Genomic DNA, 12,122 nt, shown 5'->3' with positions numbered 1-12,122 from the left:
TCAGCATGCTTCAACCAATGCATGAGCAGGGATCGTGTAGAGACGTTGAGAGGCCTTGTCCGTACAAAGTACGCGCGTGCGCCGGAGCGTGCCGCGGGTGAATGTCCTGTTCTGGAAGACGAAGTTCGTTCCTTCGTCCAGCTGAAACAGGGATACTTTGCCGGTATTTAATTCCTGCTCATCGTGTTTTCTGAGCGCATTAAAAAGTTTCTGGTCGCCGCCGGTAGACGCGGCGGGGTTTTGAGCATAACGAAGCAAATGGACGAGAATGTCTTTCGGAAAAATACTTTCGTGCATGACAGGCACCAGCAGTTCACGGAACTCGTGCTTCCATTCGGCACCATGCGGCGCTACTTTCCTGCGGCCGCGGCCCTTATATTTCTCATGGACAACGCAATGCGCTACCTCGTGCAGGTAGGTAATGAGAAAACTGTAAGGATTCAGATTGACATTGACCGTGATCCGGGGAACCATACCGGGCTTTACGGTAAAATCGCCCAGGCGGGTGCGGCGCGGGCGTGAGAGAAAGAAATCAAAGCGGTGGGTGCGATACAACTCCTGGCAATATTCAGCTGCCCCATCCGGCACATACGAACCCAAAGACACGTTTTTCATACCCTGAATAAAAAAAGAAAAGCCCTACTTTCATAGGGCTTTTCAAGATTTTCGACTTGTACGTCTGATTACTTCTTAGTAGTATCAGCAGCAGTAGTGTCAGCAGCAGCAGCAGTTGTATCAACAGCAGTTGTATCAACAGCAGGAGTTTCAACAGTTACAGCAGTTGTATCAGCTGATTCGTCAGCAGGTTTGCTAGTACAAGCAGCGAAAGCTACCATCCCGGCAACAAACGCAAATGCAAAGAATTTTTTCATTTCTTGGGTGTAATTAAGGTTCGATGCAAAGGTAATAGGATCGAATTGAATATTCCTAAATTTTGAGTTTGTATTTTTCCAAGAACTTAAAATTTCCTTAGAAAATTCTTAATTCACTTCAATTTGTCCTATTAATTCTGCTATTACCCCTAAACGCTCTCCAACTTTTCGTTGTAAGCCCTCACACAGGCAGCCACTTCCGGTAACAACTCCTGATTGGCTTCAATGCCGTTGCCTACCACGATCACATCAGCACCTGCGTGCAATGCAGCGTCGGCTTTTTCGTAGGAATCAATGCCTCCGCCGACGATGATCGGCGTGTCTACCGCTGCGCGCACCGCCGCAATGGTTTCGCCTGGAACGGGGAACAAGGCGCCGCTACCGGCATCGAGGAAAATGTTTTTGAGGCCCAGGTATTCACCTGCGAGTGCAGTGCATGCTGCAATACCCGGCTTGTCGCGTGGGAGCGGCGTGGTGTTACTGATGTACGATACAGTCGTGAGCTTGCCGCTTTCGATGAGCATGTAGCCTGTCGGCAATACTTCGAGGTTGCTTCTTTTCAGTAACGGTGCTGCGATAACGTGCTGGCCGATCAGCAATTCGGGATTGCGGCCGGAGATCAGTGAAAGGAGCAGGATCGCATCGGCAGTGGGCTCGATATGCAAACTGCTTCCGGGAAAAAGTATCGCGGGAATGCGGGTATATTCGTGAATAGCGGCGATGAGCTTATCGATGGCGTAGTTGGTAATGAGGCTGCCGCCTACAAAAAAGAAGTCAACACCGTGCCCAGCCGCGTATTCGAGGAATTTCGGAAATGTGGAAAGGTTAATTTTATCCGGATCAAGGAGAACAGCAAACGATTTCCTTTTTTCGGTCTTACGTTCGGAAAGGAGGTCTGCGATTTGATGTTTCGCTGCTTTCATTCGGTTTTTCGTTCGTCTTCAATAAAATGTTTCAGCTTCTGGCGCGCCCACCCCACAGCCAATGTCCAGGCTAAACTTTGAACGGCTTGTCCGACCGCAGACTGGGTTTTGATTTTGGTGACTTTCTTCTCGACAGGCACAACCGGCTCGACCAAAATTTCCTTTTTCTTTTTTCCTTTTGGCAGCAATGCATTCATGACCACGAAAGTCGTCGCCATTACGCCGCCGATTACCAGCGCTTGTTTGCCATATTCCGTAGCCTCTTTTTTGAGCCCGCTCCATTGCGTTTCCAACTTGTCGCGGTACAGATCGGCGTCTTGCAACAAACCTTCTTTCTCCTTGTCCGTATCGGATGAAAACGGCTTAGTGATTTTAACTGAAGAATCTATTGAAGAACTCATTTCATATCTGTTTAAATAGCGTCAGAGAATTTTTCAAAAGGAATCCAAAAATAGCAATTCAGGGAAACTTATTGCCAAATAAAGCAGCCAAAAAGCATTATTCCTCCTTCATGCTGACAAAACGAACGATTATTTTCCGGATCAGCCTGATCCAGGTTTCTCGCCAGATTATCGTAACGGTCAGTTTGATAACGAAAACGCCAAGCAATATCACAAACCCGAGATAATCGCTATGCAGCCACTCGTTCAGGAATGTCCCGAGCAGAATGACCAGTAAAATCAGGATTGTAAGGCCAATGCATAACAATATGGCGGCGTATATCCCCATCACCACGGCCCGCTCGATCTTGTCGCGGGTCTCGATTTTAAATAGATCGATCCTGGTTTCGAAATATTTAAAAAGGGTGTCCTTGATTTCTTCCAGTTGACTCAGCATAGCGGTATATTTCAAATCATGTGAAACGTTTTAAGGTCTGAACAACAGACTTTTTTCACATTAATCCAAAAACATACCAAGAATTGCAGATACAATGGACATCACCAAACCGAAGAGCAATGCGGCAATGAAACCGTCGACCCGGAAGCCATCGACCAGCGACGCAGCCAGGTAGATAATGAAAACGTTGACGACGAAATAGAACAACCCCAGCGTCAGGATCGTAATGGGTAATGCGAGGATTTGGAGGATCGGTTTGAGGAATGTATTCAGAATACCCAGTACAATCGCCACGATAATGGCCGTGCCTGTGCTGGCTACTACAACCCCGGGTACCAAATTTGCGGCAACCATTACCGCCAAAGTACTGATAATAAGACGCAGGAGTAGCTTCATATGGATTTGGTTTTTATTGGTGACGGCTACGAAGTACGTCAATTACCTCATCTAAGTCAATGTTTTTTTGTTCCAGCAAAACGAGCAGGTGGAACAGTAAATCCGACACCTCATTCTTGAAAAGATTGTCGTCGTTATCCTTCGATTCGATGACAACTTCAACCGCTTCCTCCCCTACTTTCTGGGCTATTTTATTGATCCCTTTTTTGAAAAGACTGGTCGTATAAGACGAATCGGACGGGTTCAACTTTCTTTCGCGAATCACGCTTTTTTGCAGGTAATTCAGAAATGCGGCCTCGCCTGTGCGTGTGTCACCAATTTCCGGCTGGCTATTTTTTTCCCCAAAGCAGGTATCCGCGCCCGTGTGGCAAACAGGCCCGGCAGGTGTAGCCTTAATGAGCAATGTATCGCCGTCGCAATCGGCTGCGATGTCATTCACAAACAGAAAATTACCCGACGTTTCACCTTTCGTCCACAAGCGTTGTTTGCTGCGGCTGAAAAACGTAACGGTGCCCTGCTTTCTGGTAACGTCCAGCGCCTCGGCATTCATGTAGCCCAGCATCAGCACCTTGCCGGTATTAACGTCCTGGATAACAGCCGGTACCAGGCCGTCGGCCGATTTATTAAAATCAATGGATGAAAACGTCTCGCTCATTTTTGGTTGTGAATTAAAACATTCCGCATTGTCGGCGGTATAATTTGATAAACTCCGCGCCACTACCGGGTCATCCGGATCGGCAGGTCTTTGTTTTTAAGGTATTCTTTCAAATCCGGGATATCGATTTCCCGGAAATGGAAAATGCTTGCAGCCAGTCCGGCGTCGGCTTTCCCGGCGGTGAAAACATCGTAAAAATGCGCCATATTGCCCGCACCGCCTGAGGCGATTACCGGAATGTTCGCATTGCCTGAGATCGTCGCGGTCAGTTCCAATGCAAAACCGTTCTTCGTCCCGTCGGTATCCATGGAAGTCAGCAGAATTTCGCCTGCGCCCCGCTCTTCAACCTCCTTCGCCCAGGGTATGGAGCGGATTTCCGTCGCCTTCCGGCCCCCGTGCGTATGCACGATGTGCTCAAAGCCATTTTCCGTTTCCACGTAACGCGTATCGATGGCCACCACAATGCACTGGCTACCGAATTCGAGCGAAAGTTCGTTGATCAGGTCCGGATTACGCACCGCTGCCGAGTTGATCGAAACCTTGTCCGCACCCGCATGCAGGAGCGCCGATACGTCCGCGATCGAGGAAATGCCCCCACCGACTGTAAAAGGTATATTAATGGTCTGCGCTACTCTGCGGACGAGGTCGATAAATGTCGAACGACCATCGACGGTAGCTGTAATGTCGAGGTAAACCAGTTCGTCGGCACCTTGTGCGGCGTACATCGCGCCGAGCTCCACGGCGTCGCCCGCGTCACGCAGGTTCACAAAATTAACCCCTTTGACCGTCCGGCCGTCTTTGACATCCAGACAGGGAATGATTCGTTTTGTAAGCATATTTTAAACTGAAAAACGCTGTAAATCGGCCAGGCTGATCCGGTTTTCGTAAATGGCTTTACCAATGATCACGCCATAGATATTCATTTCCGCCAGTTTCTCCACGTCTTCGATGCCCGCAATGCCGCCGCTGGCGATAATGTTCAGGTCGGGACATTTGTCCTGGAGGTTTTTATATAAATCAAAAGAAGGACCTTGCAGCAGGCCGTCTTTGGCTACATCCGTGCTAATGGTGTATTTCACGCCCTTTTCCACATATTCTTCCACAAAATCATACACCCAAATGCTCGTACCTTCTTCCCAGCCGCTCACTGCAATCTTCTCGTTTTTGGCATCCGCACCGAGGATGATCTTCTCGCCGCCGTAGGTTTTGAGCCAATGCTCGAACAAATCGGGCTGTTTCACGGCAATGCTGCCGCCGGTGACCTGCTTAGCACCGCTTTCAAATGCGATTTTCAAATCATCATCTGATTGTACGCCCCCGCCGAAATCGACATGCAGCGAAGTTTTGGAAGCGATGGTTTCCAGTACTTTCCAGTTCACGACCTTTTTGGCTTTCGCACCGTCAAGATCCACCAAATGCAGCCTTTTCAGACCGGCATCTTGGAATTGCAACGCTACTTCCAACGGGTTTTCATTGTAAATCTTCTTCTGACCATAATCGCCCTGGGTGAGGCGAACGCATTTGCCTTCAATCAGGTCGATAGCGGGGATAATCTGGATCATGGATTAGGGCAGGCTGTGTTTATCAGAGTTTGAGAAAGTTTTCGAGGATTTGCTGGCCGGCATTGCCGCTGATTTCGCAGTGGAACTGGGCCGCGTAAAAGTTGTCCTTGTGCAGCATCGCGCTGAATGGCAATGCGTAATCGCAGCTGGCAATGGTATAATCGCAGATCGGTGCCGCGTAGCTGTGTACAAAATAGACGTACGCGTTGTCCGGAATGCCGGCCGTAAGCGGTGATTGATAACCAGTGATATTGTTCCAGCCCATATGCGGCACTTTCAGGCCCGAAGCCGCCGGAAAACGCTTCACATCCACATCGAAAATGCCCATGCATTCGGTATTGTTCTCCTCCGAAAAACGGCACATGAGCTGCATGCCTACACAGGTTCCGAATACGGGTTGTTTTAAGGAGGGGATCACCTTATCCAGACCCACATTGCGCAGGTAGCTCATGGTGGTGCTGGCCTCGCCTACGCCGGGAAAAATCACTTTGTCGGCGGAGCGGATCTCGGCTTCATCGTCGGTATAGAGGTAGCTTGCGCCAATGCGGTCGAGCGCGTACATGACCGACTGCACGTTGCCTGCATTGTATTTGATAATGACGGTTTTCATACCATTCAGTGCTTGAAATCGACAACAAAAAAGCCCGATCTTAACAATCGGGCTTCTGGGATACTATGTATTCAACCTTATTACAACACTACTTGCAAAAACACATCACCCTAGACGTCCGAAAGCCGAGAGGCTATGATGCAAATGATATGTTTCAGCTGTTAACATGCCACAAATGTAAGAAAAAATTACAATAAGCGGGTAACAAACGGCGTAAATATTACATTAAAATTTGCTTAGAGAAAACTTCGTACCTTGCGGTTAACAAATGGCCCTGAACCATGACAAAACCAATCATTCTGCCACTATTTTTCCTGCTCATTACCTTGATTACCGTTGATTCCCAGGCACAATCCCAACAGTTGGCCGACCGTCTTTTCAAAGTTCACGAAACCTATCGCGAAGCTTCCCTTACCCAGCGCCGTTTCAAGCAAAAAGACATTCTTCCATTGATTTCCAAACGGCAGGGCAATGCCTTGTACCAGATCGAAACGGTGGGCGAATCCTTTGAGGGAAGGACGATTCAGATGATCAAAATCGGGAGCGGCAAGAAGAAAGTGCTCCTATGGACGCAAATGCATGGCGACGAGCCGACCGCTACCATGGCCAGCTTCGATATTTTCAACTTTCTCGAAGGCAAAAACGACGGCTTCGACGACCTCCGCAAGAAACTCCTCGACAATACCGCACTCTATTTCGTGCCGATGCTGAACCCCGACGGTGCCGAACGTTACCAGCGCCGGACCATGCAGGGTATCGACATGAACCGCGACGCCGCCGCACGCCAGACGCCCGAAGCACAGATCCTCAAAGGCCTTGTGGATCGCCTGAAACCGGATTACGGCTTCAACCTCCACGACCAGAGCCCACGCTACTCGGCAGGCCGCAGCCCGAAAGTGGCGACGATTTCGTTCCTCGCGACTTCTTATGATTACGAACTATCGATCAACGACGTGCGCGAGCGCTCGATGCAGCTCATCGTGGGCATGAACAAGGTCCTTCAAAAGTACATCCCGGGCCAGGTAGCACGCTATGCCGACGACCACGAGCCGCGCGGGTTCGGGGATAACGTACAGAAATGGGGTACCACATTGGTATTGATCGAATCGGGCGGGCGTGTCGGCGACCCCGAAAAACAATACATTCGCCAGCTCAATTTCATGGCCATATTGTCCGCGCTCGACAAAATTTCGGACAATTCACTCACCAAAGAGAACCGCGAGGAATATTACAACATTCCTGAAAACGGCCGCTGGGTATACGACCTCGTGGTGCGCAATGCGACTGTCCGGCAATCGGGCAAGTCGTTCACCGCCGACCTGGGCATTAACCGGAACGAAGTCAACTACGCCAATGCTACCAAATTCTTCTATTACAGCAAGATCGAAGACTTCGGAGACCTCCATCCACAATACGGCAGCCAGGAAGTCGACGCCACAGGCCTCACCATTGAAAAGGGTAAGCTTTATCCTACCGCATTCAAAAATGTGAGTGAGATCAGCAAACTGAATGCACTGAACCTCCTCAGGGAAGGGTACACCTATGTACGTCTCGCGCCCGACGCCAACACCCGCGCATTAGGCCTGTACTTCACCACGGCCCCATTGCATATTCTGAGAAGTGGGCAAGCAGTCCCCACCGGCACACCAGGCCTGGGCGCCACCGCCACGTTCATCCTGAAAAAGGCTGGAAAAGTGAAGTATGCCGTGATCAACGGGTTCGTACACGATCTGGACGACTTTAATGCCGAAAAAGGTCAAGGAATTGTAGAATAGGTAAGTACCCGGCACCGTGTAGCATTTTCACGACATTGTTGGTTTCCACTCCCGAAAGAAATATCTTCGGGTTTATCTATTTTTGTCTTGACAATTAAATTGTCTGGCGTCACATATTCCTAACCCTAGTTTAATGTCCGAGTTTCAGGCTTACCTTCAATTAGGATTCAACCATATTACGGATTCCAACGGCTATGATCACATACTTTTCATCATGGCCATATGCTCGGTCTACACGCTGGTAGACTGGAAAAAAGTAGTCGTACTGGTGACCGCATTTACGGTTGGCCACTCCATTACACTGGCCTTATCCACCATGGGGTATGTCAATGTCAATCCCGACGTGATCGAGCTGCTGATCCCCATCACCATACTCATCACCGCTTTTCTCAACTTCTTTTACAGGGCCCCAAAGAATGCCTATGGCCCGAAAGATAAGGCTCCGGCTTTCAGGTACCCGCTTGCATTGGGCTTTGGCTTGATCCACGGATTGGGTTTTTCGAACTATCTGAGGGCATTGCTGGGCAAGGAAGCCGACATTTTCAACCCCCTGCTTGGCTTTAATGTCGGCCTCGAATTGGGGCAACTCATTATCGTCTTTATTATATTAGTCATCGCGTTTGCGATGATCGAGCTCCTGAGAGTCCAGAAATTGAGCTGGATACAGATATTATCCGGTATTATTTTCGGAATGGCACTGTCGCTGATCCTGAACAACGAACTTTTCCGCACACTGGCAGGCATGCCTGTCGACTCATAACAACCCAACTATCTACCAACCAATTATGAAAAAAACGCTGCTCCCGTTACTATTGCTGCTTGTGTCGCTATGCACCAAGGCACAGCAGCTCCCCACGTCACCCAATTACCAGGCCAACGACCGTTTTGAACAACTCGGTACTACTTTGCCCACACCCAACACCTACCGGACCGCTTCTGGTGCGCCAGGCAGGGAATACTGGCAACAGCGGGCCGATTACGACATTAAAGCCGAACTCGACGACGACAACCGCCGCATTACGGGTACGGAAACCATTACATTCTACAACCAGTCTCCGGATGACCTGAAATACATCTGGATGCAGCTCGACCAGAACCTTTTCAAAAAAGATGGTATCGCGGCGCTCTCGCGTACGGGGACCGTCAATGAAAAAGGAATGAGCACTGCGCAATTGGCGGCATTGAACACCGGCCGCGGCTCTTCGCTGGACCCGAAGGTGGAATATGGCTACAATATCACCGCCGTAAAGGACAAGGCAGGCAAGGCGTTGCCGTTCACCATCAACGGAACGATGATGCGCATCGACCTTCCTCTCGTGATGAAACCGGGTACGCCATTCGTGTTCAGCGTGGATTGGAATTACAATATCACCGAATACTATGGCCGCAGCGGTTATGAGTTTTTCCCGAAAGACGGGAATGCCAATTACTTCATCGCGCACTGGTTCCCTCGGCTGGCGCCTTACGACGACGTGAATGGCTGGAACCACAAGCAGTTCCTTGGCCAGGGCGAATTCGCATTGATTTTTGGTAATTATAAAGTGGCTATCACCGTTCCTGCCGACCACGTGGTAGCAGCCAGCGGCGAATGCCAGAACTACGCACAGGTACTTACCGCCACTCAGAAACAACGTCTTAAGCAAGCCGAAACTTCCAAAACGCCGGTCATGATCGTGACCCAGGCAGAAGCGGAAAAGGCCGAAAAGCGTGAAAACAAGAACCCGGGCAAGAAAACCTGGATCTATAAAGCAGATAATGTACGCGACTTCGCATTTGCCAGCAGCCGCAAATTCATCTGGGATGCTATGCAAAGCGATGTTTACAAAAGCGGCCGCAAGATCTGGTGCATGTCCATATATCCCAAAGAAGGTAACCCGCTATGGGAGCAATACTCGACCCGCGCAGTGGCCCATACTTTGAAATCCTACGGCGCACGCACATTTGAATATCCTTATCCTGTGGCTATTTCCTGCCATTCGGTAGCAGGCGGCGGGATGGAATATCCGATGATCAGCTTCAACGGCGGACGTCCCGAAGAAGATGGTACTTACACCGAAGCAACGAAATATGGCATGATCGGTGTGATCATCCACGAGGTTGGCCACAACTTCTTCCCGATGATCGTCAACTCCGACGAGCGCCAGTGGGCATGGATGGACGAAGGCTTGAATACCTTCTGCCAATACCTGGCCGAAAAGGAATGGGATTACAATTTCCCTACACGCCGTGGCGAGCCTAACCAGATCACCGAATATATGTCGTCGGACAAATCGGTGCTGAGCCCGATCATGGCTTCGGCGGAAAACGTAATCGGCCTTGGACCTAATGCATATGGCAAACCGGCCACCGCACTGAACATCCTCCGCGAAACCGTCATGGGCCGCGAGCTGTTCGACCACGCATTCAAAGAATATGCCACCCGCTGGCGTTTCAAAAGCCCTACCCCGGCTGACTTCTTCCGCACCATGGAAGACGCCTCCGGCGTGGACCTCGACTGGTTCTGGAAAGGTTGGTTCTACGGCACCGAGCCTGTGGATCAGGACCTGGTAACCGTCGACTGGTTCAGCATCGACACGCAAAACCCGGCTATCGAGAAGGAGATCGCCCGCAAGGAAGATGCGCGCAAGAAAACAACGATGAGCAAAATTCAGGACGCCAAAACCAAAGGTGAAACCGTGGTAGCTCAGGATTCGACCATGGCCGATTTCTACAACCGCTACGATCCGTTCAAGGTTACCGACGCCGACAAGCAGAAATACGAGCAATACCTGGCGACTTTAACCGAAGGCGAACGTCAGCTGATCCAGGAGAATACCAATTTTTATACATTGTCCATCAAAAACAAGGGCGGTGTACCGATGCCGGTGATCGTCAAAATGGGCTTCGAGGACGGTACCGACTCCGTGGCTGTATTCCCGGCGGAAATCTGGCGTTTCAACGACGTGCAGATCAACAAGGTGATCTCCACCAAGAAGAAGGTCGTTCAATGGACGCTTGATCCCTACCAGCAGATCGCCGACATCGATACGGAAAACAACTCGTTCCCACGCATCGCACAACCGACCCGCTTCCAGATCTTCAAGCAGCAACAGCAGAAAAAAACGCCAAACCCAATGCAAATGCAAGGCGTCGGCGGGGCAAAGGTTAGTACAGATCCCAAGAATTAGCGTTATACCAATAATTTTCAAAGCCCTTCCGAGTCTGATTTGGAAGGGCTTTTTTATGCAAATTCAAAATAGAAGCTATGTAATTTCAAAATTAAGTCTATGCAATTTCAAAATAGAATTCATGTAATTCCAAAATAGAGCTACCTTTGCATTGATAACGATCCACTTATGACATTCGTAGCCCGCCATATCGAAGCAGTAATCAGACAGCATACTGAAAAGTATCCTGTCCTTGCTATCACCGGGCCCCGGCAGTCGGGTAAGACTACAATGCTTAAAAATATTTTCGAAGATTACCGGTATGTATCCCTCGAAAATCCGGACAATCGGGCATTCGCTACCGACGATCCTCTCGGCTTTTTGCGCGAATACCCGGAACACATCATATTTGATGAGGTACAACAAGCACCCGGCCTCTTTTCCTACATTCAAACGATTGTGGATGAGTCGCGTCAAATGGGGCAATTCATATTATCAGGTTCTCAGAATTTCCAGTTGCTCAATAATATCACGCAAAGCCTCGCCGGCCGCGTGGCACTTTTTAAGCTGCTGCCATTCGACTTTGCTGAAATGAGATCGGGTAACCTGCTGGCTGAAACATTCCCGGAAGCTTGCCTCAATGGATTTTACCCCGCGATTTATGACAGAGGTATCGAGCCAACCACATTTTATGCCAACTATATCCAAACCTACGTGGAACGCGATGTGACCGAACTCGCCAACATCCGGGACCTTCGGCAGTTCCGTACCTTCCTGAGCTTATGTGCTGCGCGCGTCGGTCAATTGATGAATCTCTCTTCCATCGCAAATGAATGCGGAATAACACAGCCAACCGCAAAAGCCTGGCTGTCGATTCTTGAAAGCAGCTACATCACTTTTCAATTGCAGCCGTTTTACCGGAATTTCAGCAAGCGAGTCGTAAAAACTCCGAAAATCTATTTTTATGATACGGGTCTTTTGTGCCACCTCCTGGGAATCAGGAATACGACGACCTTCAATGAAAATCAGTTACGGGGAAACATTTTCGAAAATCTCATCATCGCGGAGATCTATAAACAAAACGAGCATAAGTACCTGCACCAGGATTACTGGTTCTGGCGCGACTCCAACGGACACGAGGTCGACCTACTAACCCAAAACGGTAACCTGTATGATATTTTCGAAATCAAATCGACGCAGACCATTATGACCGAGCATTTCGCAGGGCTTAATTATTTCAATGAAATTTCAGAGAACAATGCCGGAGAAAAGACTTTAATATACGGCGGTAGTACCAATCAGTCGCGAACACAGTACACCGTAAAAGGTTGGAAAAATATTTAAAT

Annotated in this window: 14 protein-coding genes; 4 read left to right on the top strand and 10 right to left on the bottom strand. The window is 49.4% G+C overall.

Annotation, left to right across the window (positions count from 1 at the left end; all coding sequences use genetic code 11):
* From CLV60_RS04515 to hisH, 10 genes are all read right to left on the bottom strand, one after another.
* Nucleotides 1–615 (bottom strand): hypothetical protein, encoded by a 615-nt coding sequence (locus tag CLV60_RS04515; protein ID WP_229210817.1) that lies wholly within the window; start codon nucleotides 613–615, stop codon nucleotides 1–3.
* A 68-nt stretch (nucleotides 616–683) separates the two neighbouring features.
* Nucleotides 684–872 carry a PG1828 family lipoprotein gene (locus CLV60_RS04510; protein WP_106594198.1) on the bottom strand — a complete coding sequence of 63 codons (189 nt, stop codon included), beginning with the start codon at nucleotides 870–872 and terminating at the stop codon, nucleotides 684–686.
* Nucleotides 873–1,021: 149 nt separating this feature from the next.
* A complete protein-coding gene (locus tag CLV60_RS04505) occupies nucleotides 1,022–1,795 on the bottom strand; it encodes a phosphoglycerol geranylgeranyltransferase (protein WP_106594197.1) in 774 nt (257 codons plus the stop codon).
* A complete protein-coding gene (locus tag CLV60_RS04500; protein ID WP_106594196.1) occupies nucleotides 1,792–2,196 on the bottom strand; it encodes a hypothetical protein in 405 nt (134 codons plus the stop codon). Before CLV60_RS04500 ends, CLV60_RS04505 begins: the two co-directional genes overlap by 4 nt.
* Before the next feature lie 97 nt (nucleotides 2,197–2,293).
* Nucleotides 2,294–2,632: a phage holin family protein gene (locus CLV60_RS04495; protein ID WP_106594195.1), complete on the bottom strand. Its 339-nt coding sequence runs from the start codon at nucleotides 2,630–2,632 to the stop codon at nucleotides 2,294–2,296.
* A 60-nt stretch (nucleotides 2,633–2,692) separates the two neighbouring features.
* The gene (locus tag CLV60_RS04490) at nucleotides 2,693–3,028 is read right to left on the bottom strand and encodes a phage holin family protein (RefSeq protein WP_106594194.1); all 336 of its coding nucleotides are present in this window, start codon (nucleotides 3,026–3,028) and stop codon (nucleotides 2,693–2,695) included.
* A gap of 13 nt (nucleotides 3,029–3,041) precedes the next feature.
* Nucleotides 3,042–3,683 carry a bifunctional phosphoribosyl-AMP cyclohydrolase/phosphoribosyl-ATP diphosphatase HisIE gene (gene hisIE / locus CLV60_RS04485; protein ID WP_106594193.1) on the bottom strand — a complete coding sequence of 214 codons (642 nt, stop codon included), beginning with the start codon at nucleotides 3,681–3,683 and terminating at the stop codon, nucleotides 3,042–3,044.
* 62 nt (nucleotides 3,684–3,745) lie between these two features.
* A complete protein-coding gene (gene hisF / locus CLV60_RS04480; RefSeq protein ID WP_106594192.1) occupies nucleotides 3,746–4,519 on the bottom strand; it encodes an imidazole glycerol phosphate synthase subunit HisF in 774 nt (257 codons plus the stop codon).
* Nucleotides 4,520–4,522: 3 nt separating this feature from the next.
* Entirely contained in the window at nucleotides 4,523–5,245 is a 723-nt protein-coding gene (gene hisA, locus CLV60_RS04475) for a 1-(5-phosphoribosyl)-5-[(5-phosphoribosylamino)methylideneamino]imidazole-4-carboxamide isomerase (RefSeq protein WP_106594191.1), read from the bottom strand.
* 22 nt (nucleotides 5,246–5,267) lie between these two features.
* A complete protein-coding gene (gene hisH / locus CLV60_RS04470; RefSeq protein ID WP_106594190.1) occupies nucleotides 5,268–5,855 on the bottom strand; it encodes an imidazole glycerol phosphate synthase subunit HisH in 588 nt (195 codons plus the stop codon).
* 281 nt (nucleotides 5,856–6,136) lie between these two features.
* On the opposite strand from hisH, the gene CLV60_RS04465 reads away from it, so the two are divergent.
* From CLV60_RS04465 to CLV60_RS04450, 4 genes are all read left to right on the top strand, one after another.
* Nucleotides 6,137–7,630, top strand: a complete 1,494-nt coding sequence (locus CLV60_RS04465) for a M14 family zinc carboxypeptidase (protein WP_106594189.1) — start codon at nucleotides 6,137–6,139, stop codon at nucleotides 7,628–7,630.
* 133 nt (nucleotides 7,631–7,763) lie between these two features.
* Nucleotides 7,764–8,390, top strand: a complete 627-nt coding sequence (locus CLV60_RS04460) for a HupE/UreJ family protein (RefSeq protein WP_106594188.1) — start codon at nucleotides 7,764–7,766, stop codon at nucleotides 8,388–8,390.
* Nucleotides 8,391–8,415: 25 nt separating this feature from the next.
* Nucleotides 8,416–10,797: a M1 family metallopeptidase gene (locus CLV60_RS04455; RefSeq protein WP_106594187.1), complete on the top strand. Its 2,382-nt coding sequence runs from the start codon at nucleotides 8,416–8,418 to the stop codon at nucleotides 10,795–10,797.
* 168 nt (nucleotides 10,798–10,965) lie between these two features.
* A complete protein-coding gene (locus CLV60_RS04450; RefSeq protein ID WP_106594186.1) occupies nucleotides 10,966–12,120 on the top strand; it encodes an ATP-binding protein in 1,155 nt (384 codons plus the stop codon).
* Nucleotides 12,121–12,122 lie beyond the last annotated feature (2 nt).

This window comes from Dyadobacter jiangsuensis (assembly GCF_003014695.1).
Taxonomy (GTDB): domain Bacteria; phylum Bacteroidota; class Bacteroidia; order Cytophagales; family Spirosomataceae; genus Dyadobacter; species Dyadobacter jiangsuensis.
The sequence above is the reverse complement of the archived record's forward strand: the minus strand, read 5'-3'. Positions and strand labels throughout refer to the sequence as shown.